The organism is Bacteroides sp. 51, assembly GCF_010500965.1.
GTDB lineage: Bacteria > Bacteroidota > Bacteroidia > Bacteroidales > Bacteroidaceae > Bacteroides.
Genome location: NZ_QVMI01000003.1, coordinates 108749 through 131294 on the forward strand (window position 1 = coordinate 108749; position 22546 = coordinate 131294).

Sequence of the window (22546 nt, forward strand, 5' to 3'; positions counted from 1 at the left end):
GTATGCAAAGTTAAGGAAATGTTTCGTATTTTTGCCCCGAATTGTGTAAATACGCTACAAAATGAACATATTAGAATTAAGTGAGCAAGAAATCATTCGCCGCAACAGCATGAATGAACTTCGCGCTATGGGTATCGACCCATATCCTGCAGCAGAATATGTAACTAACGCCTATTCAACCGACATAAAAGCCGAATTCAAGGACGAAGAAGAGCCTCGCCAGGTATCTATCGCCGGAAGAATAATGAGCCGCCGTGTCATGGGTAAGGCATCTTTCATCGAATTACAAGATTCTGAAGGACGTATACAAGTGTATATCACCCGCGACGACATTTGTCCGGGAGAAGATAAAGAATTATACAATACGGCGTTTAAACGTTTGCTCGACTTAGGTGATTTCGTTGGTATCAAAGGATTTGTGTTCCGTACACAAATGGGCGAAATCAGCGTTCATGCCAAAGAACTTACCGTACTGGCCAAATCAATCAAACCGCTTCCTATCGTTAAATACAAAGATGGTGTGGCTTATGATTCATTCGAAGACCCAGAACTTCGTTACCGCCAGCGCTACGTAGACCTTGCCGTAAATGAAGGTATCAAAGAAACATTCATTAAACGCACAAAGGTGTATAACTCCATGCGCGAAATGTTCAATGCCCAAGGCTATATTGAAGTAGAAACACCCGTTCTACAATCCATACCGGGTGGAGCGGCAGCTCGTCCGTTCATTACACATCACAATGCACTGGATATACCTTTATATCTTCGCATTGCCAATGAACTTTATCTAAAACGCCTTATTGTAGGCGGTTTTGAGGGAGTTTACGAATTCTCAAAGAACTTCCGTAACGAAGGCATGGACCGCACACACAATCCGGAGTTCACCGTTATGGAAATCTACGTAGCCTACAAAGACTACAACTGGATGATGGACTTTACGGAAAAAATGATTGAGAAAGTTTGCCTTGACGTAAATGGCACCACCGAAGTTAAAGTTGGCGACAACCTGATTAACTTCAAGGCTCCATACAAACGGGTTACCATGCTCGACTCCATCAAAGAATTTACAGGACATGACCTCACAGGAAAGAACGAAGATGAAATCCGTGAAATCTGTAAGAAGCTGAACATGGAGATTGACGACACAATGGGAAAAGGAAAACTCATTGATGAAATATTCGGTGAATTCTGCGAAGGAAACTACATACAACCCACCTTTATCACCGATTATCCAATTGAAATGTCTCCGTTGACCAAACGCCATCGCAGCAATCCGGATTTGACAGAGCGTTTTGAACTTATGGTAAACGGTAAAGAGCTGTGTAATGCATATTCCGAATTGAACGACCCAATCGACCAGTTGGAACGCTTCCAGGATCAGCTTCGCTTAAGCGAAAAAGGCGATGATGAAGCCATGTTCATTGATATGGACTTTGTACGTTCGTTGGAATACGGAATGCCTCCGACATCGGGAATGGGTATCGGCATGGACCGTCTGACCATGCTTATGACGGGACAAACCACCATTCAGGAAGTACTGTTCTTCCCGCAAATGCGCCCGGAAAAAACCGTTAAGAAAGACCCTGCAAGCAAATACCAAGAAATAGGTGTACCCGAAGAATGGGTACCCGCAATACAAAAAGTCGGATATAACCTAGTAGAAGAAATGAAGGATGTAAATCCACAAAAACTACACCAGGATATCTCGGGTATCAACAAAAAATACAAATTAGAATTAAGCAGCCTGTCGGTTAACGATGTAGCTGAATGGATCAAGAAACTCAACGCTTAACGCCTTAGTTCTGTTGACATGAAACTACCCGGTAAGATAGCCATAATGGGAGGAGGAAGCTGGGCCACCGCCATTGCAAAAATGGTTCTGGCCCAGGAAGATACGATAAACTGGTATATGCGTCGAGACGATCGCATAGCAGAATTTAAACGATTGGGACACAACCCGTCATACCTTACAGGTGTGCGGTTTGATACCAAACGAATCAATTTCAGCTCCAACATAAACGACATCGTAAAAGATTCGGATACACTGATCTTTGCCACACCTTCCCCATACCTGAAAGCTCATCTCAAAAAGCTCAAGTTAAAATTAAAAGATAAATTCATAATTACAGCAATCAAAGGTATCGTACCCGACGAGAATCTGATCGTATCCGATTACTTCGCCAAAGTTTATGGGGTTGATCCTAACAATATAGCTGTACTAGGTGGACCCTGCCACGCGGAAGAAGTGGCACTGGAACGTCTCTCCTACCTCACCATAGCCTGCCCTGACAAAGATAAGGCACGAATCATGGCACGCAGGTTAAGCAGTAGCTATGTAAAGACATCTATCAGCGATGACGTTGCCGGGATTGAGTATGGTTCCGTCCTAAAGAATGTATATGCCATCGCAGCAGGTATCTGTAGCGGGCTAAAATACGGAGACAACTTTCAGGCTGTACTCATATCAAATGCGATTCAGGAAATGAACCGCTTCCTGAACACCGTACATCCAATCGACAGAAACGTAGACGATTCTGTTTATCTGGGCGACCTACTGGTCACCGCTTACTCGAACTTTAGCCGCAACCGTACATTTGGCACAATGATCGGAAAAGGATATTCCGTGAAAAGTGCACAAATAGAAATGGAAATGATTGCGGAAGGTTATTTCGGAACCAAATGTATTAAAGAACTAAATAAGCATCACCACGTAAATATGCCAATACTGGATGCCATGTACAACATTCTGTATGAACGCATATCACCTATGATCGAGATTAAATTGCTTACAGACTCATTTAGATAGCGACAACGTGCCGCAACGAGGTTTCCTTGCGGTACATTGTCACCAACCTTTAAAACAAATATAAGTATGATTACCCTAAACATTGAAAAGACTTTCGGATTCATATCCAAAGAAGCTGTAGCAGCGTACGAAGCAAAAGCTAAAGTTGCAAGAGAAGCTTTGGAAAACGGCACAGGAAAAGGCAACGATTTCCTAGGATGGTTACACCTTCCGTCTTCCATCAGCGCGGATTTTCTTGCTGATATTCAATCAACTGCTAATACGCTAAGAGAAAACTGCGAAGTCGTAGTTGTTGCCGGTATCGGAGGAAGCTACCTGGGCGCACGTGCTGTTATTGAAGCACTTTCTAATAGCTTCACTTGGTTACAGAACGATAAAAAGAACCCGGTTATCGTATATGCCGGACATAACATTGGCGAAGACTATTTGTATGAACTAACCGGATTCCTGAAAGACAAGAAATTCGGTGTTATCAATATTTCCAAATCAGGAACAACAACTGAAACGGCTCTTGCTTTCCGCTTGTTGAAAAAACAATGCGAGGACCAAAGAGGCAAAGAAATGGCCAAGAAAGTAATCGTAGCCATTACGGATGCCAAAAAAGGAGCAGCACGTATTACTGCAGATAATGAAGGGTATAAATCATTCATCATCCCTGATAATGTAGGTGGACGTTTCTCTGTTCTGACTCCTGTAGGTTTGTTGCCTATCGCCATTGCTGGATTCGATATTACTAAATTTGTAGCCGGTGCAACCGATATGGAAAAAACCTGTGCAGTAGATGTACCATTTGCTCAAAACCCTGCTATGATCTATGCTGCAACTCGTAATGAGCTTTACAAGAACGGCAAGAAGATCGAGATCATGGTCAATTATAATCCTAAACTTCACTATGTTAGCGAATGGTGGAAACAACTTTACGGAGAATCGGAAGGAAAAGAAAACAAAGGTATTTTCCCTGCTGCCGTAGATTTCTCTACCGACCTGCACTCTATGGGACAATGGATACAGGAAGGTGAGCGCACAATCTTCGAAACTGTCATTTCTGTAGAAAAAACAAACTATAGTCTTTCCGTTCCTTCTGATGAAGCTAACCTAGATGGATTAAACTTCCTGGCAGGCAAGCATGTAGATGAAGTAAACAAAATGGCCGAGCTTGGAACCCAAATCGCTCACATTGATGGAGGCGTTCCTAACATCCGCATCGTTATCCCCGAATTAAACGAATATAATATCGGACAACTACTTTATTTCTTCGAAATAGGTTGTGGTATCAGTGGCTATATTCTTGGAGTAAACCCATTCGACCAACCAGGTGTAGAAGCATACAAAAAGAATATGTTTGCACTACTCAACAAACCCGGATACGAAGAAGAATCAAAAGCTATCCAATCAAGACTATAACCGGCAACCGGCAAGGTGCCAATGCCAGTTTTATATTGATTGAAAATAAAAGAATATCCCCAAAGTTCTCTCTGAAACTTTGGGGATATTTATTTATTATTACTTCGTTTATATTATTCTTCCTCGCTTGCCCGAGGCTTTGCAGTAGTAGTTAAATCCAGATAGTAAACAGCTCCTTCACAATCGGGTGCTTTAGAGTTCAAGTAAAAAGCAGGTCTTACTTCCTCTTCTTTTGCAGACCTCACCCTCAATGTTACTTCCACCCAAGTACTCCTGATACCATCTTTATATCGTAACATCTCGTCGTCAGTTGGCAAGAAATCACTGGCAACTTCATTCTCCGGATAAGAAGATATCCTAGCATTAATATTGCTATCCTCGTTCCCTACTACAAACGAAGCTAAATCGGCCTCATTACCATACAATCTAAAAGAAACATTTATATAATCTCCTGCACTTAGCGGAAGTATATCTTTCAGGTTACGGGAGTAATCTTTATCTTCTCCATTCAAAAAGAGGTTCGATAACTCTATCCGCGGCATGTCCGTTTTATCATCAGAACAAGCAAATAGAAAACATAGCAATAAAGATAGTAATGAATATTTCTTCATGAGCATATAGATTCTTGTGCCACAAAAATACATATAATCTGCAAATACACAAAAAATAAAGCCGCTACAGGACAACTTACGGCAATATTATGTAACTTTGCCGCTCATTTTAGCACACTTAAACCATGTATAAGGATTCAATCAACAATTATCTCCATACCCATCATTATAACAAAATCAACTTAAAAGCCGTTTTATTTGATATGGATGGCGTTCTGTTTGATTCTATGCCCTACCATGCAGAAGCCTGGCATAAAGTGATGTGCGAACATCAAATGCCGCTAAGCCGTGAGGAGGCATACCTGCATGAGGGAAGAACCGGAGCCAGCACAATCAATATCGTATGCCACCGGGAACAAAACAGAGAAGCAAGCCAGGAAGAGATCGAAGCAATATACAAGGAAAAGACAATTGCATTTAACAGTTTTCCTGAAGCAAAGCCAATGTCGGGAGCAAAGGGTACACTGGAAAAAGTAAAAGCAAGTGGGCTAACACCTATGGTAGTAACCGGTTCCGGGCAAACTTCTTTACTCGACCGACTTGAAAATAACTTCCCACATACATTCAAGCAGAACCTTATGGTTACGGCATTCGATGTCAAATATGGTAAGCCAAACCCCGAACCATATCTCATGGCATTGGAGAAAGGCAATCTAAAGCCCAATGAGGCTATTGTTGTTGAAAATGCACCACTAGGAGTAGAAGCCGGAGTTGCAGCGGGAATATTCACCATAGCAGTCAATACAGGGCCATTGGATGATAAAGTCTTGCTTGATGCCGGTGCCAACCTGTTGTTTCCATCAATGCAAGCATTTTGCAATGCATGGGAAGAACTTTATAAGGTCCTTAAAGAATAGATGATTCTTCCGGAAGTAAGCATCATAAACACAAATCGCAAGAATCTATACCAGATACTTGCGATTTATCATTTGTACACCCGAAGAGAATCGAACTCTTATCTGAGGTACCGGAAACCTCCATTCTATCCATTGAACTACAGGTGCAGATGTATATTCAAAGTTATATCACTTCGAAAAGCAGTTGCAAAATTAAGAAAAAACTCTGCATGCTCCTAATGATTTGCTATTTTTTCCTTACTTCCTCAAAAAGCAAGCACACAATATATTATTTTGGAAAGGCATTTCGCTAAACAACAATCATTTTGCTAAGAATTTAACTATATCAAAGACAATATATGAATATTATTCCTATCTTTGCCTGCAATTTTTAATAGTCAACTTATGAGTTACCTTATAAAACCACAGAATTACAAACCCATACTTGATTTGAAACAAACAGAGCTTGGCATTAAGCAAATCAAGGAGTTTTTTCAGATGAATCTTTCATCTGAACTTCGTTTGCGCCGCGTTACTGCTCCACTCTTTGTACTTAAAGGAATGGGGATCAATGACGACTTAAATGGGATTGAACGCCCGGTATCTTTCCCCATAAAAGACATGGGAGATATGCAGGCAGAAGTGGTACATTCATTAGCCAAATGGAAAAGAATGACATTGGCAGATTACAATATCGAAGCAGGATATGGTATCTACACTGACATGAACGCCATTCGTCCTGACGAAGAAATGGGTAACTTACACTCTCTATATGTTGACCAGTGGGACTGGGAGCGAGTTATTACAACTAACGACCGCAATGCAGCATTTCTAAAAGAAATCGTTGAGCGTATCTATGCCGCTATGGTCCGTACAGAATACATGGTTTATGAAATGTATCCACAAATCAAGCCTTGCCTGCCAGAGAAATTACATTTCATCCACTCGGAGGAGTTATTGCAACTCTATCCCGAATTGGAACCTAAAGGACGCGAAGATGCAATAGCCAGGAAATATGGTGCGGTATTCATCATTGGCATTGGCTGCAAACTTAGCAACGGAAAGAAACATGACGGGCGCGCTCCTGACTACGATGACTATACCAGTGAAGGACTCAATGGTTTACCCGGATTAAACGGCGACCTCCTTGTCTGGAATGATGTACTTCAACGTTCAGTAGAACTCTCTTCTATGGGTATTCGTGTGGATAGAGAAGCTTTGCTTAAGCAATTAAAAGAAGAAGGAGAAGAAAAGAGACTGGAACTATACTTCCACAAAAGATTGATGGACGATTTATTACCCTTATCCATCGGAGGTGGTATCGGACAGTCCAGACTTTGTATGTACTATCTTCGCAAAGCACATATCGGAGAAATTCAGGCAAGTATCTGGCCGAACGACATGAGAGAAGAGTGTCAACGACTTGATATGCCACTAATTTAGGCGGCAGCGTGCCGCAACGAGGTTAGGAACCCTATACTATTCCATATATTCGGAACACGAAAAAGGAGCATAACACCATTTGCTCCTTTTTTTGTTTTATAACATTTCTATAATACAGCTTGTCTATATATCAGCATTTTTACGTATGTTTGCTAAATAAAACAATATAAAAACTACATAATTATGAATGTACAAATTGAAGAAAGCTGGAAAACACATTTAGAACCGGAGTTTGAGAAGGATTATTTTCATAAACTAACTGAATTCGTGCGTAACGAATATCTGCAACAACCCATTTATCCTCCCGGTAAGCTTATTTTTAATGCTTTCAATTTGTGCCCATTCGACAAGGTTAAAGTTGTTATTATCGGACAAGACCCTTATCATGGACCGGGTCAGGCTCACGGGTTATGTTTTTCCGTGAATGATGGGGTGAAATTTCCGCCATCCCTTATCAACATCTTTAAGGAAATCAAAGAAGATATAGGAACAAATCCTCCAAGCACCGGAAATTTAACCCGTTGGGCCGAACAAGGTGTTCTGCTATTGAATGCAACCCTTACGGTACGCGCTCATCAGGCAGGTTCACATCAGAATAAAGGCTGGGAAGCATTCACAGACGCTGCTATACGCGAACTTGCAAATGCCAGAGAGAATCTTGTTTTTATTCTTTGGGGATCATATGCACAAAAGAAAGGAGCATTCATTGACCGCAATAAGCACTTAGTATTAAGTTCTGCACATCCATCACCTTTATCTGCATACAATGGCTTTTTCGGAAATAAGCATTTCAGTCGCACTAACGAATATCTGAAAGCACACGGAAAAGAAGAAATCAATTGGTGAAGAGGGTTTGATATTTACGATTTGATGATTTACTATTTACGATTGGAATTACAGATATTATGATCATCAGTAATTCCAATCGTAAATAGTAAATCATCAAATCGTAAATATCAATACCATTGAATATTACTATTCATTTGGCTTCTTTGTTCCCATTTCAAGTCTTGCAGGATACTTGAACTTGCACGGATCGTAAAGTTATATGACTTCCAGCGTCCAAAAGGAGAAAGACTGGCGGTCATATTAAAGCAGTGCAAATCACGGGATATACTGAAAGTAGTCTGGGTAATTTCTTTAGCATCAAAGTCGTATCCTGAGTTAAAATTTACCGCCCACTTATTAGACAGTTTTATATTACCCGAAGCATTTAAGTTATGCGTATACTTGTATGGATATCGCATGGTTTTATCATTTATAGGCTTGGTTTTATCCTCACGAATATTAAATGAATAGCTGATATTCAACGTCCACGGCATTTTAAACTCCTGATACCCATCCGCGCCGGCTTCTGCTTTTTCAACGCGTTTCACTGGGGTACCATCGGGATTCAACTCTGCATTGGGATCCTCTTCTTCACCTGTCGGGGTTCCTTCTGGTGGCTTCTCATCTTTATCCTCCTTAGGTCCGAACCACTTTTTCCAGGTATCATTACTAAAGCTGTAGTTAAAGGAAGATCCCCAACCCTGGAAGCGACCGAAGCGACCATACGACCACTCTGTACGTTTACTTGTATATACGTTACCTTTGCTATCGAATGCATATGCATAAGTTGCAAAAGACGAGTTCAGGTTCAATGTATAGCTCTTGGTTAATTTGATACGCACGCGCAAGGAAAGGTCACTCCATTGCATAGAATCGGCAGCCATATTATAGGATATGCTCGCACCCAACTCATCAATGATTGATTTTTTGACGTAACCGGTAGTATCTTTATCTGATTTCCATTTAGCTTCAATATTATTCGAAAGGTCGAAGCTAACACTTCCTTGCTTACCTCTTCCCGGAGGGCTAAACGGCGCTCCGTCATAAGAATAAGGAGAATAATAGCCAGTTTGTACATTACCATTTGAATCCGTATAGCTATAAGGTTCATAATAGCCATATCGTGGGGAACCAAAGTCAGGAGCAGCACTTAGGCTTATCTGTGGAGTCATTACATGGCGGATTTGAATTTCCTTACTCTTTGCAAATAGCGGTTTGTACATACCATAGAGTTTGGTGCTAACACCTAAACTGGCATTGTAGTTATATACACGATGGAAGCCATACACCGTATCGGACGGCGCCATTTTTTTCTGTTCCTCATCATATGCCTGCATTACTTTACGTGTATACCACCGTTCTGTATAATTCACCGACGGAGTTATATTAAAGTATTTAAACAAGGTAAATGTAGCGCTAATTGGAATACTATGATTCATTCCGTTTGTCCAGTCTTTGATCAGACTTTTCTCGAACAGTTGGTCGTCTTTTGTCTTAATACTGTTTGTTAAGCGACCGGTATAGCTTAGTGATATTTTCTCATACCAGCGTTCCTCTCCTACTGCTCTTTTGCGTTTGAAGGGGAATATACGGCTTAATGATATATTCAAGTCGGGCAGAGTCACCGCGATTGAAGAGTCACGCATAGTTTGAGCGATATTCGCTGTAGAAGAGATCGTCAGGTTTTGATCCGGGAAATTACGCGAATAACTCACACTGGATGTCTTTGTATTCTGTGACATCAGGTTGGGATTGTAGTAGTTGTTCACATTCTGCCTTTCATAACTACTGGTCGTAAAATTCACACTGGCAGAGAAGGTGCTGTTTGGGCTGGCCTTTGCATCCTGACGGTGATTCCACGCGATCTTAAAGTCTTTAGCCACCAGATAGTCGGGCATGTTCTTATCTCCCGTTTTCGTTACCTGATAGTTGGCTTGCAAAGCTCCTGAGTATTTGTATCTTTTATTATAATTGGTTTCTACTCCTAATGCCCAGGAACCTTTGGTGAATATTTCGGTGATTACTTTAGCGTCCATCTGATCGCTGATTGCAAAATAATACCCTCCACCGGTAAGTCCAAAACCTTTACTATTATCATCCATGTACGTCGGCATGATAAACCCGGATTGATAGCTACTTGAGAATGGGAAGAAAAAGAAGGGAACGGCAATAGGCAAAGGAACATCTTCTACTACCAGATAGGCAGGACCTGTAACTACATTTTTCTTAGGGCGTACTTTGGCACGGGTCAACTGCAAATAAAAGTGGGGATGATCGTGATGGTCGCACGTTGTATACCGGCCATTATTCATATAGAGTTCATCATTAGCCCCTTTTTTGGCATTATTACCAACAACATATCCTTCACCCTGTTGGGTTACGATATTACTGATAAGACCTTTCTTACTCTTGAAGTTATAGCGGATAGTCTTTGTTTCATAAGGCGTTTCACCGTCTTTAAAAACGGGAGTACCGGTTACCACTCCTAAGGTATCTTCCACTCCACGGGCGTATACTGTGCTACTATCCATATTCATGGATATGATTTGTGAGGTCAACTCGATTTTTTCGTAATTCACTTTCCCGCTTCCATAGAGATGGGCGTATCCGTCGCCGGTAAAGACAATGGAGTCATTTGCCTCGTAAATCACCGGTGCGTTCAGAGGTTGTTTTTTCTTTTCAGGTACAGGAGTCAGAGACAAGGAATCTTGTCCGATAGAATCATTCGGCACATTAACGCCCAGGCTATCACGCGGTTCAATTCCTTTTCCCCGACGTTGCGACATAGCGTCACCAGAGATTAGTAGGAACAGAACGAGCAATAAGAATGATATAAATATATTTGCTTTTAACAACGTCATTAACCTATACATTTACGCTTGCGCTGGCAAAAGTACACATTCTCTCAGAAATATACGTGAGAATAGGGTATTTTAATTATTTTTTAGTGACTATAAGAACATCTCGCACCAGTTCTTGAAACGGATAATCCCGTCTTCTCCATAGCGGGAAATACTCTTAAGAGCTTTCTCTACTGTTTTCTCTGTGTTTAAATGTGTTTTTGAAAAAAACTTATCGGCAAAGCACACCACTTGTTCCTCCAGGCTTATTGGGAGCATTGGGCGATGGGGCAAAGGGAGTTTTTGTTCAATGATTTGTTCTAAAGAGATGCCGGCGCCGGTATGTCGCTCGCAAACCAAAGCATGGTGGGGATAGCCGGCCTTGCTGACTAATTCGGCTCCCAGATAGCCATGACAGATGTAAGGTTGATCGCCAAAACAAAAAATGCCCTGGGCATCTGTCAGTAGAATTCCAATATCGTGAAGCATGGCTGCTTCATAAAGAAAGGTTTTATCCAACTGGTATTCGGGATGTTTTTCGGCTATGGAAACGGCCTTCTCAGCTACCGAACGGCTATGAGTAAGCAAGATGTGTTTCAATTCGTTATTCTCGGGATAATACGTATCTATAATCTTAAAAACTGAAAAACTCATAAACTTAAAGACTTAAATCTTATTTTTGTGCAATATTACAAAATAACCATCACAAAAATGAAAGCATCTGACTTTTTAAGACTCACTTTTTTTCTTTTCCTATCTTGGTTGTCTGTCACATCTTATGCCGGAGAGCGCGTAGTTACAGGAGCTGAACGTATAGATGAATATCTTCCGCTGTTAAAAGGCAAGCGGGTGGGTATGGTAATCAACCATACGTCTATTGTAGGCCAACAGCAAACCCATTTGCTGGATACGCTGCTTTCATTAAAGATTGATGTAGCAGCCGTTTTTGCCCCTGAGCATGGTTTTCGTGGAAATGCCGATGCAGGAGAGGTGGTCAAGGACGGAAAAGACAGTCGCACGGGCACTCCTATCATCTCTCTGTATGGTAATAATAAAAAGCCTACGGCCGAACAACTTCGGGGAATAGATATTATTGTGTTCGATATACAAGATGTTGGAGCACGGTTCTATACTTATATCAGTACGATGCATTATGTTATGGAGGCTTGTGCAGAGCATAAAAAAGAGTTTCTTGTATTCGACCGCCCAAATCCTTGCGATTACATCGATGGTCCTATTCTTGATCAGGCTTTCCGGAGTTTCGTTGGTATGCATTCCATTCCGGTGCTTCATGGGTGTACGGTGGGCGAACTGGCTCGCATGATTAATGGCGAGGGGTGGCTAAAGGCAAATCCGAAGACGTGTAAGCTTACTGTTATTCCGATGCTGGGTTGGATGCATGGACAACCGTATTCATTACCCATCAAACCCTCTCCCAACCTACCGAACGATCAGTCAATCCGTTTATATGCATCGCTTTGTCCGTTCGAAGCAACTAAAATCAGTGTGGGCAGAGGAACGACATATCCATTTCAGGTATTAGGGGCGCCCAATAAAAAGTATGGAGAGTTTACGTTCACTCCACGCTCGCTTCCCGGATTTGATAAGAACCCCATGCATAAAGATAAGCCGTGTTATGGCATAGATTTGCGGGAAGCGAAAGATGTTGATGGGCTTACGTTACGATACGTGATTGATTTTTATAAAAAATCGGGCGAAGGTGCAGCATTCTTCTCGCGAAGCCGCTGGATGGATCTACTGATGGGCACCAACAAGGTGAGAACTGCTATTATTGCCGGTAAATCTGAAGCGGAGATACGCAAGGAATGGCAGGAAGGATTAAACAGGTATAAGGAAATGAGAAAGAAATATATATTGTATAATACTCAAAATTGATTAGACATGAAAAAGATTCTTTATTTCGGACCAATCATTTGCGGACTTGTAATGTGCTCGCTTACAAGTTGCAACCCGACAACGAGCAAGCCCGAGAGTTCTCCCGAAGTACAACAAATAAAAGGAAATTATAAAATGTGGACAACACTAACAGTTGCAGAAGGAAAAAGATTAATAGCCAAGGGATTGAAGCATTATGCCCCCGTCGCTGAAAATCTTCAAAAAGGTCAGGTGCTTATTACCACCGGAAGTACCAACCACTACATTGCCGAAGAGTTTTTGAATGAAACACTCATTGCCGGCTCTTTACTGACGGGACATTTGGTTCCTAAAAAGAACTATACGCCCAAACAAGTAAGCCAACGACTGGGCAGTGTATACCTGGAAAATGGAGAAGCCAAGACGCAGCCATTAAACGAGTCAATAGCTCTTCTTAAAGAAGGTGCTATCGCGTTTAAAGGGGGTAACTTATTGAACTACCGGCAAAAGAAAGCAGCAGTTTTAGTTGGCTCCCCCACTGGAGGTACAATTGGCGCATTGACTCCTTTGGCAGAGTCGGGTAAGATACGATTAATTATTCCAATCGGATTGGAGAAAGATTCGTCGGAAGATATAGAAGCAACCGTTGCCCGGATTGTGGAGTTGGGACAAACGCCTACTCTTAAGTTCATACCCGGTGAAGTGTTTACCGAAATCGAAGCCATAAAAGCCTTCGCTAACGTAGAAGTCATCCATATCGCCTCGGGCGGAATTGGCGGTGCCGAAGGAGCAGTTACACTTCTGATACGCGGAGAAGAAGAAGAAATCAGCAAAGTAGCAAAAGTACTTGAGGAGGTACAAGGAGAAGCCCCTTTCTTCGAATAAAGTACCCAGTTTTGCCATCGGCTTGGCAGTGTATTGCCAAGCTGTTGGCAGTGTATTGCCAAGCCGTTGGCAAAGCAGTGCCAAGCTGTTGGCAAGGCAGTGCCCAATCAATGTCACAATCATAACAAGGTTACTGTAGGCAGATTCCTGACCTACAATTTAGTGCCCTCGCCCTCTCTCTTCCTCTTCTTCCAAAGCTGCCAGGAGTTAATCATATTCTGCCAGATCACATAAAAACCAGGACCGACGGCCGACAATGGATTCAGGTAAGTATGAGCCATCCAAATAGCCAGAATCGTATTCTTCTGCCCCAGTGCCTGCCCACCACTCACACGATCCTGATAAACACTTCCCAGAGTTTTACCTAAAAAGAATTGTAAACAACAGATAACGAAGGTAGCCACAGCCATAAGTATTCCAATGGTAACGTCTTCGGCATAGTTCAGCAGAGAAGAAAGTATCTGCGAGGTCACAATAGCCAAAGCAAAGGCCCAAAGATAAAAAGCCAGCTCATGCAAGCCCAATAACGTATGGTGCACTTTCGGCAGTGCTTTACGTAACAATAAAGAAAGCAGGAAAGGACAGATAAGCAGCACAAAAACCTTTCCCAGAATAATAGAACATGCCGTCCAGAAAGTAACCTCGGGATGCGGCTCAATCAAAGGAAACAAGATAGGAACTACCACAGCCACAACCATATTCACGAGCAAAGTGTATGTCGTTAAACTAGCGGCGCTTCCCCCAAGTTTAGCCGTAATCACAGCAGCCGATGTTGCCGTAGGACAAATCACACACACCATTGCAGCCTGCGCCAATACCTCGTTAACTCCACGCAACAACAAATATACCGCAACCGCCCCCACCAACTGAATTACCAACAACCAAACATGCAAAGGCCGTGGCTTTAACTCTCTCAGCGATATTTTAGAAAAAGTCAATAGCAACATAATAAAAATCAGTGCCGGAGTCAGAAAAGAAAGCCTGATAAACAATGGGTACCCCACCGCACCAACAAACATGGCAACAGGCAATGTCCAGTTTTTTAAAAATTTCAGCATACCATCGTTTCAATCTTCATTGTGTAGACCTATTTATGTTTTCTTCCCTGCAAAGTAACGCCGAATTAGGGAAATTCTAATGAAAAACGGACCAAAAATGCAGAAAACTATTATAAAGTAGGTAGTTTCCTGCAAAATTCTACTACATTTGCACATTAATTTTATAATAATAATGATGTTTCGCAGACAGTTTGTTTTATTCACCTTTATCTGCATATGGTTGCTGGCATCACCTTTATGCATAGATAATATTGCAGCCAAAGAGTTTGTCGTTGTTATTGACCCCGGACATGGGGGGCACGACCCGGGAGCGATCGGGAAAATCTCCAAGGAAAAAGATATCAACCTGAAAGTTGCATTGAAACTTGGCAACCTAATCCGGAGCAATTGTAAAGACGTAAACGTTGTATACACCAGAAGCAATGATGTATTTGTCAGCCTCGACCGCCGCGCCGAAATAGCCAATAATGCCAAAGCCGACCTATTCATCTCCATACACACCAACGCCCTTGCCAAAAACAACACCATCAAAGGAGCATCTACCTGGACATTAGGTTTGGCCAAGTCGGAAGCCAACCTCAGCGTGGCTAAACGCGAAAACTCCGTAATCTTATACGAAGATGACTACCAGACGAGGTATGCAGGCTTTGACCCCAACTCGTCCGAATCGTATATTATATTCGAATTCATGCAAGACAAATACATGTCGCAAAGCGTACACTTTGCTTCCATCGTCCAGCAGCATTTTAAAGGAACCTGCCGCCGCATCGACCGCGGGGTACACCAGGCCGGATTCCTCGTACTTAAAGCCAGCGCCATGCCAAGCGTGCTTATCGAGTTAGGATTCATCTCCACACCCGAAGAAGAACGGTATCTCATTTCAACCGAAGGAGTCGACAATCTCTCACGGGGAATATACCGCGCGTTTCTGCAATACAAAGACGAACACCAAAGCCGGTTGGCATCCGGAGGATACGCAAGCCCATCGACGAAACAAGAACCGGTTGAAACCAAACCCGTTACCAACAACAAACCAGCGGCAGCCACCAAACCGGTAACAACGACTGGTAAACCCGAAACAAGCGTTGCAACTCAACCGGCCGCAGACAATATCATCTTCAAAGTACAAATACTCGCTTCAACCAAACCCCTGGATACCAATCATAAAGAATTCAAAGGTTTGAAAGGAGTAGACAGTTATAAAGAAAGTGGATTATACAAATACACATACGGCGCTTCCGGGAATTACAATGAGATAATCCGTGTGCGTAAAAGCATATCCGATAAATTCCCCGGCCTGTTTATCGTAGCATTTAAGAACGGCAAGAAAATGAATATTAATGCAGCCATTGCAGAGTTCAAAAAGAAAAACAATTAAAATGATAACATCTAAAATCAAAAAGATATTTACCAAAGAAGTCAGAATCGGAATAGCCGGTATCATAGCCCTATCTGTACTCATATATGGCATCAACTACCTGAAAGGAGTACACCTGTTCAAACCAACCAGCTATTTCTATGTGAAATATGCAAATATCAACGGATTAACCATTTCAAGCCCCGTATTTGCCGACGGATACAAAATAGGCCTGGTGCACGACATCGTCTACGATTATAACAACCCCGGCAACATCACCGTAGAAGTAGAACTCGACACCCATACCCGCATTCCCAAAGGAAGTTGGGCAGAGCTTGAGACTGAAATGCTGGGAGGCGTGAAAATGAACATCATGATGGTCAACAATCCAAGAGAGAGCTATGCCATTGGCGATACCATCCCCGGAAAAGAAAACAAAGGCATGATGGCTAGTGTAAACGCACTGCTTCCGCAAGTGGAGCAAATGGTGCCCAAGCTGGATTCCATATTAACCTCACTCAATCGTATTCTGGGCGACGAGAATATTCCCGCAACGCTACAATCAATCAGAAATACAACGGCCAACCTGGAAGTATCTACCGCCCATCTGAACACCTTGATGCGCCGCGATATTCCTCAGCTTACGGCCAAATTAAATACAATTGGAGACAACTTCATCCAGGTTAGTAGCAACCTAAAAGAAATCGACTTCGATGCTACTTTCAGCAAAATAGACTCTACCTTGTATAACGTAAAATTAGTTACAGACAAATTAAACAGAAAAGATAACTCTATTGGGTTACTCTTGAATGAGCCCAATTTTTACAATAACCTAAATGCGACAGCCAATAATGCAGCAAGCCTCCTGGAAGACCTGCAAGCGCATCCAAAACGCTATGTCCATTTCTCTCTTTTTGGTAGGAAAGACAAAACAAAATAATCCTGCTATATAGAATTTATCTAAATAACAAAGACGTTTTAATCCTTCAACAAAAAGGTCCGTAACCTAAGCCCAGTGAGTGAAAGAAGCGTATTTTTCATTGAGTCAAACCTTGGAAAATAACAAGATATTAACAAGACAACAAGCTAACATACAGAGAGTTAATTCACACAAAGCCTGAGTTATCAACAAGATAATTTTCAAATCGTATAACTCCCTGAAATTAAATACATTATTGCTTTGTCGAGAAACGCAAGAAAAAAATGCATTTGTTTTTTTGAAATAAGATTCTCAATTTTGCAGTGTAGAAGTTTAGCTTATATTATAATTGTGTATTGATAGCCGTATGATAGAATCTGATCATGTCGGGTTGTGGAATCGTTGTCTTAAAGTAATTCAAGACAACGTCCCCGAAACGACCTTTAACACTTGGTTTGTCCCTATTTCACCTTTGAAATATGAAGACAAAACTCTAACCTTACAAGTCCCTAGCCAGTTCTTTTATGAATTCATAGAAGATAAGTTTATAGATTTGCTACGCGCAACTCTATATAAAGAAATAGGCGAAGGAACTAAATTGATGTATAACGTAATGGTTGATAATAGCTCCAAGACCACGATTAATCTTGAAGCCAGCAATCGTCCTATCAGTACATCTCAGAAAAGTGTTATACGTAACGGCAATAAAGCTCCTAATACTTTAAAGGCTCCGGCGGTACAAGACCTGGATTCACAACTGAATCCGGACTATACTTTTGAAAACTTCATCGAAGGATATAGCAATAAGCTATCAAGAAGTGTGGCAGAAGCCGTTGCTCAGAATCCGGCAAAAACCGTATTTAACCCTTTATTCCTTCATGGAGCATCGGGAGTAGGTAAAACCCACCTTTCCAATGCCATTGGATCAAAGATTAAAGAATTATATCCTGAAAAGAGAGTACTCTATGTATCTGCCCATTTATTTCAGGTGCAATATACCGACTCTGTACGCAACAATACGACCAATGACTTCATCAACTTCTATCAGACAATTGATATACTGATCATAGATGATATTCAGGAGTTTGCAGGAGTTACCAAAACTCAGAATACATTCTTCCACATTTTTAATCACCTGCACCAAAATGGAAAGCAATTGATCCTTACTTCAGATCGTGCACCGGTATTGTTGCAAGGCATGGAAGAAAGGCTTCTTACCCGTTTTAAATGGGGAATGGTAGCCGAACTTGAAAAGCCATCCATTGAGCTGAGAAAAGATATCCTGAGAAACAAGCTACATCGCGATGGCTTGCAGTTCCCAGCTGAGGTTATAGAATATATAGCCGAGAATGTACACGAAAGCGTGCGTGACCTGGAAGGGGTTATCATCTCTATCATGGCACATTCTACTATATATAATAAAGATATAGATCTGGATTTGGCACAACGTATCCTTCGCAAAATCGTACGTAACGAAACAAAGGCCATCACGATAGATACAATTATCGAAACGGTTTGCCAACACTTCGAGATTGACACATCAGTTATCCACACTAAATCAAGAAAAAGAGAAGTAGTTCAGGTAAGGCAAATCGCCATGTTTCTGGCAAAGAAGCATACTGACTCTTCTTCATCTAAGATTGGTCAGCTAATCGGTGGAAAGGATCATGCCACCGTATTGCATGCCTGCAAAATCGTGAAAGAACTATGCGAAGTAGATAAAACATTCCGGGCAGATCTGGAAAGTATAGAAACTTCGTTGAAGAAAAAGAGATAATCTCTTTTTTAGTTGAAAATTGAAAGTTGAAAGTTGAAAGTTACCATGCGGAATTATATTCCGTGCGCAGCCTAACTTTCAATTTTCAACTTTCAACTTTCAACTCTATAAGAATCCTTGTTGCTTAAGAACCTTCATAAAATTTTCAGAAATAGCTTCATTATCTTTCTTCGTATACCTTATATCGGTAAACACCTGCGCTAATGTTTCCTTATCATTCTCCGCTACAAACTGTTTATTCTCCGGCAACGATTCCTTATAAGCATAAATTCTACTTATAGCCTCCGAAGTATAATCATGATAATACTCATCATGTATAATTCCATCCAAAGGCAAACGGTCGACCTGTTCCGGCATTCCATCCGGATAACCAACAGTAATCGTTGTCACCGGGAATACGAGCTTCGGCAGTTGCAGCGTTTCGATAATCATCTGAGGGTTATAAGTGGTAGTTCCCAAATAGCAAATACCTAACCCGGCTTCTTCGGCCGCTGTACAAAATGTCTGCGCTACAATCAACGCATCCATAAAAGCATTCATAAAAGACTGGAAATTATCATATCCCGGAACGGCCCCCCGCTCTTCACACCATTTCGTGAACCGTCCGAAATCGGCACAAAAAGTAAGTACAACCGGAGCTGTTTTTATAGGTAATTGATTATAATGAGCCGGAGACAATTTTTCTTTCATTACAGGATCGCGGGTAACAACAACACTGTAAAGCTGCATATTTCCCGTTGTGGAAGCTCGGAATGAAGTCTCGAGCAAATCATTCAACAAATCTAAAGAAATTTCTTTAGACAAATACTTCCGGATTGTCCGTCTGTTTTTCATTGATTCCATACTATATTTTTTTGCAAAGATAAAACAAAGAATAACGATTCGGCCAATTCAATAATTAAATAATCTTATTATAGTTCATCATTCCCGAAAACAGGACAGGCATATTTATAGAAGTGATTTTTCTTTTTGGAAAACTTTTGAAGCCTTTTAAAATCACATCCATCTAATTCACAACGACTTAATAGTTCAAAACGGAAAACTTCACACCTGTTAATAACTTACCCGTTTTTTATTTTGAAATAAGAAAAAACATTCATAGCTTTGCCGAGCGTTTATCAATAATAAGTATAACTTCTACAAACATTACTTATTTAAATAACACTTATTAGTTGCAAAACAACGTGGGAAAACAAACGTATTCTTACAATGAAGCCTTCGAAGAATCTTTACGGTACTTCCAAGGTGATGAGCTTGCCGCAAGAGTTTGGGTAAACAAATATGCGGTAAAAGATTCCTTTGGAAACATCTATGAAAAATCACCAGAGGATATGCATTGGCGCATCGCCAATGAAGTAGCACGGGTAGAGGCTAAATATGCCAATCCACTCAGTGCGAAGGAACTATACGATCTGCTTGATCATTTCAAGTATATTGTACCCCAGGGAAGTCCGATGACAGGTATCGGAAATGACTATCAGGTAGCTTCATTATCGAATTGCTTTGTGATTGGCGTAGACGGTGCTGCCGATTCTTACGGTGCTATCATCAAGATAGACGAAGAGCAGGTACAACTAATGAAAAGACGTGGTGGCGTTGGGCATGACCTTTCACACATACGTCCCAAAGGCTCTCCGGTAAAGAATTCAGCATTAACATCAACTGGCCTGGTACCTTTCATGGAACGATATTCCAACTCCACGAGAGAGGTTGCGCAAGATGGACGTCGTGGTGCTTTGATGTTGAGTGTATCCATTAAACATCCCGATTCGGAGTCTTTTATTGACGCTAAGATGACCGAAGGTAAAGTGACCGGCGCTAATGTTTCGGTTAAGCTGGATGATGATTTCATGAAAGCGGCAGTCGAAGGTCAAAGCTACACCCAACAATATCCTATAGACAGCAATGATCCTATTCTAAAGAAGGAAATAGACGCGTCTGGTCTATGGAAAAAGATCGTGCATAATGCATGGAAATCAGCAGAACCGGGAGTTTTATTCTGGGATACAATCATTCGTGAATCTGTTCCCGACTGTTATGCTGATCTGGGCTATCAAACCGTATCGACCAACCCATGTGGCGAGATTCCACTTTGCCCGTACGATTCTTGCCGGTTATTGGCAATCAATCTTTATTCGTATGTAGTTAATCCGTTCAAAGAGGATGCTTATTTTGACTTTGAACTGTTCAGAAAACATGTAGGATTGGCACAACGTATTATGGACGATATCATTGACCTTGAGCTCGAAAAGATCGAGAAGATCATGGAAAAAGTCAATGAAGACCCTGAAGAATCAGAAGTAAAGCGCACCGAGCTTGTATTGTGGGATAAGATATATAAAAAGAGTGGCCAGGGAAGACGTACCGGCGTAGGTATTACAGCCGAAGGCGATATGCTTGCCGCACTTAACCTACGCTATGGTACTGAAGAAGCGACTGAATTCTCTGAAAAGGTACATAAAGAAGTTGCGTTAGGAGCCTATCGTTCTTCTGTTGAAATGGCCAAAGAACGTGGCGCATTCGAAGTTTACGATACAGAGAGAGAAAAAGAAAACCCATTCATCAACCGCCTGCGCGAAGCTGATCCACAGCTTTACGAAGAAATGAAGAAGTATGGTAGACGTAACATTGCATGTCTTACCATTGCTCCGACAGGAACAACCAGCCTGATGACGCAAACCACATCGGGAATTGAGCCTGTGTTCCTTCCTGTATATAAACGCAGAAGAAAAGTCAATCCAAATGACGCACAAGTACGTGTTGATTTTGTAGACGAAACAGGTGATGCCTTCGAAGAATATGTTGTATTCCACCACAAGTTCGTGACCTGGATGGAGGCAAACGGATACGATCCTGCAAAACGCTACACCCAGGAAGAGATTGACCAGTTAGTTGAAAAATCACCTTACTATAAAGCTACCTCTAACGATGTAGATTGGTTGATGAAGGTTAAAATGCAGGGAAGAATCCAGAAATGGGTCGACCACTCTATCAGTGTAACCATCAACCTTCCTAATGATGTTGATGAGGAACTGGTTAACCGTCTATACGTCGAAGCATGGAAATCTGGTTGTAAGGGATGTACGGTTTACCGTGACGGATCGCGTTCGGGAGTTCTTATTTCTGCCAAAAGTGAAAAAGAAGGCGAAGAGCTTCCACCATGTAAACCGCCTACAGTTGTAGAAACCCGTCCGCAGACCCTTGAGGCTGATGTTGTTCGTTTCCAGAATAACAAGGAAAAATGGGTAGCTTTTGTCGGATTGCTCGATGGCAGACCTTATGAGATCTTCACCGGTTTACAGGATGATGACGAAGGTATCTTATTACCTAAGAGCGTCACTATGGGTAAGATCATCAAGAATGTTGATGAACACGGAAACAAGAGATACGACTTCCAGTTCCAGAATAAACGCGGATACAAAACAACTATCGAAGGACTATCCGAGAAGTTCAACAAGGAATACTGGAACTATGCAAAATTGATATCAGGAGTACTCCGCTGGAGAATGCCGATCGAACAGGTCATTAAGCTGGTTAGTTCATTACAATTGGACAGCGAAAACATCAATACCTGGAAGAACGGTGTGGAGCGGGCACTTAAGAAATATGTTCAGGACGGAACAGAGGCAAAGGGCAAGAAATGCCCGAACTGTGGAAATGAGACGCTGGTTTATCAAGAAGGATGTCTTATTTGCACCACATGCGGAGCATCCAGATGTGGATGACCAAATGTAGATTAATTATATGTAAAAAGAGTAAAAAGGGGATCCTCATGGGCCCCTTTTTATGTTATTAAGCATAGCTTACACAAACGTTTGCATAGTATTATTTTTATTTCAAAGAGCCTTCAGGATTGCAGTAAGATCAGAATATAATATCTTGCATCATCCTTTGGAATAAAACTTAA

The 22546-nt window shown here is 41.6% G+C and carries 17 protein-coding genes and 1 tRNA gene; 12 read left to right on the plus strand and 6 right to left on the minus strand.

Annotation, left to right across the window (positions count from 1 at the left end):
• Positions 1 to 61: 61 nt before the first annotated feature.
• The 3 genes from lysS (at position 62) to D0T87_RS03945 (ending at position 4210) form a co-directional block, all read left to right on the plus strand.
• Entirely contained in the window at positions 62 to 1792 is a 1731-nt protein-coding gene (gene lysS / locus D0T87_RS03935) for a lysine--tRNA ligase (RefSeq protein ID WP_163172983.1), read from the plus strand.
• Positions 1793 to 1810: 18 nt separating this feature from the next.
• Complete coding sequence (locus D0T87_RS03940; protein WP_163172985.1) at positions 1811 to 2806, plus strand: NAD(P)H-dependent glycerol-3-phosphate dehydrogenase; 996 nt, start codon at positions 1811 to 1813, stop codon at positions 2804 to 2806.
• Between the two features lie 66 nt (positions 2807 to 2872).
• Positions 2873 to 4210 (plus strand): glucose-6-phosphate isomerase, encoded by a 1338-nt coding sequence (locus D0T87_RS03945; protein WP_163172987.1) that lies wholly within the window; start codon positions 2873 to 2875, stop codon positions 4208 to 4210.
• 113 nt (positions 4211 to 4323) lie between these two features.
• On the opposite strand, the gene D0T87_RS03950 is transcribed toward D0T87_RS03945, so the two are convergent.
• Positions 4324 to 4821, minus strand: a complete 498-nt coding sequence (locus tag D0T87_RS03950; RefSeq protein WP_163172989.1) for a DUF5035 family protein — start codon at positions 4819 to 4821, stop codon at positions 4324 to 4326.
• A gap of 125 nt (positions 4822 to 4946) precedes the next feature.
• Between D0T87_RS03950 and D0T87_RS03955 the strand changes: the two genes are divergently transcribed.
• On the plus strand, positions 4947 to 5678 hold the full coding sequence (locus D0T87_RS03955) for an HAD-IA family hydrolase (protein ID WP_163172991.1): 732 nt from the start codon (positions 4947 to 4949) through the stop codon (positions 5676 to 5678).
• A gap of 75 nt (positions 5679 to 5753) precedes the next feature.
• Here the strand turns inward: D0T87_RS03955 and D0T87_RS03960 are convergent.
• Positions 5754 to 5825, minus strand: a tRNA-Arg gene (locus tag D0T87_RS03960).
• Positions 5826 to 6062: 237 nt separating this feature from the next.
• Between D0T87_RS03960 and asnA the strand changes: the two genes are divergently transcribed.
• Positions 6063 to 7100, plus strand: a complete 1038-nt coding sequence (gene asnA, locus D0T87_RS03965) for an aspartate--ammonia ligase (protein WP_163172994.1) — start codon at positions 6063 to 6065, stop codon at positions 7098 to 7100.
• 183 nt (positions 7101 to 7283) lie between these two features.
• Positions 7284 to 7946, plus strand: coding sequence for a uracil-DNA glycosylase (locus D0T87_RS03970; protein ID WP_163172996.1), 663 nt, complete (start codon positions 7284 to 7286; stop codon positions 7944 to 7946).
• 110 nt (positions 7947 to 8056) lie between these two features.
• On the opposite strand, the gene D0T87_RS03975 is transcribed toward D0T87_RS03970, so the two are convergent.
• Together D0T87_RS03975 and D0T87_RS03980 are read right to left on the minus strand one after the other, a co-directional pair.
• A complete protein-coding gene (locus D0T87_RS03975; RefSeq protein WP_163172999.1) occupies positions 8057 to 10789 on the minus strand; it encodes a putative LPS assembly protein LptD in 2733 nt (910 codons plus the stop codon).
• 90 nt (positions 10790 to 10879) lie between these two features.
• Positions 10880 to 11422: an HD domain-containing protein gene (locus D0T87_RS03980; protein WP_163173001.1), complete on the minus strand. Its 543-nt coding sequence runs from the start codon at positions 11420 to 11422 to the stop codon at positions 10880 to 10882.
• Positions 11423 to 11479: 57 nt separating this feature from the next.
• On the opposite strand from D0T87_RS03980, the gene D0T87_RS03985 reads away from it, so the two are divergent.
• Together D0T87_RS03985 and D0T87_RS03990 are read left to right on the plus strand one after the other, a co-directional pair.
• The gene (locus D0T87_RS03985) at positions 11480 to 12664 is read left to right on the plus strand and encodes an exo-beta-N-acetylmuramidase NamZ domain-containing protein (protein ID WP_163173003.1); all 1185 of its coding nucleotides are present in this window, start codon (positions 11480 to 11482) and stop codon (positions 12662 to 12664) included.
• A 6-nt stretch (positions 12665 to 12670) separates the two neighbouring features.
• The gene (locus D0T87_RS03990) at positions 12671 to 13528 is read left to right on the plus strand and encodes a hypothetical protein (RefSeq protein WP_163173005.1); all 858 of its coding nucleotides are present in this window, start codon (positions 12671 to 12673) and stop codon (positions 13526 to 13528) included.
• Positions 13529 to 13680: 152 nt separating this feature from the next.
• On the opposite strand, the gene D0T87_RS03995 is transcribed toward D0T87_RS03990, so the two are convergent.
• Positions 13681 to 14586 (minus strand): transporter, encoded by a 906-nt coding sequence (locus D0T87_RS03995; RefSeq protein WP_163173006.1) that lies wholly within the window; start codon positions 14584 to 14586, stop codon positions 13681 to 13683.
• 172 nt (positions 14587 to 14758) lie between these two features.
• Between D0T87_RS03995 and D0T87_RS04000 the strand changes: the two genes are divergently transcribed.
• The 3 genes from D0T87_RS04000 to dnaA all read left to right on the plus strand — a co-directional run bounded on the left by D0T87_RS04000 (position 14759) and on the right by dnaA (position 18639).
• On the plus strand, positions 14759 to 15964 hold the full coding sequence (locus D0T87_RS04000) for an N-acetylmuramoyl-L-alanine amidase (RefSeq protein ID WP_163173009.1): 1206 nt from the start codon (positions 14759 to 14761) through the stop codon (positions 15962 to 15964).
• A gap of 1 nt (position 15965) precedes the next feature.
• The gene (locus D0T87_RS04005; protein ID WP_163173011.1) at positions 15966 to 16883 is read left to right on the plus strand and encodes an MlaD family protein; all 918 of its coding nucleotides are present in this window, start codon (positions 15966 to 15968) and stop codon (positions 16881 to 16883) included.
• 346 nt (positions 16884 to 17229) lie between these two features.
• Positions 17230 to 18639 carry a chromosomal replication initiator protein DnaA gene (dnaA, locus tag D0T87_RS04010; RefSeq protein ID WP_163173013.1) on the plus strand — a complete coding sequence of 470 codons (1410 nt, stop codon included), beginning with the start codon at positions 17230 to 17232 and terminating at the stop codon, positions 18637 to 18639.
• A gap of 105 nt (positions 18640 to 18744) precedes the next feature.
• Here the strand turns inward: dnaA and D0T87_RS04015 are convergent, their stop codons facing one another.
• Positions 18745 to 19482 (minus strand): NADPH-dependent oxidoreductase, encoded by a 738-nt coding sequence (locus D0T87_RS04015; protein WP_163173015.1) that lies wholly within the window; start codon positions 19480 to 19482, stop codon positions 18745 to 18747.
• Positions 19483 to 19823: 341 nt separating this feature from the next.
• Here D0T87_RS04015 and D0T87_RS04020 point away from each other — a divergent pair, with 341 nt between their 5' ends.
• The gene (locus D0T87_RS04020; protein ID WP_163173017.1) at positions 19824 to 22364 is read left to right on the plus strand and encodes an adenosylcobalamin-dependent ribonucleoside-diphosphate reductase; all 2541 of its coding nucleotides are present in this window, start codon (positions 19824 to 19826) and stop codon (positions 22362 to 22364) included.
• Positions 22365 to 22546: the final 182 nt, after the last annotated feature.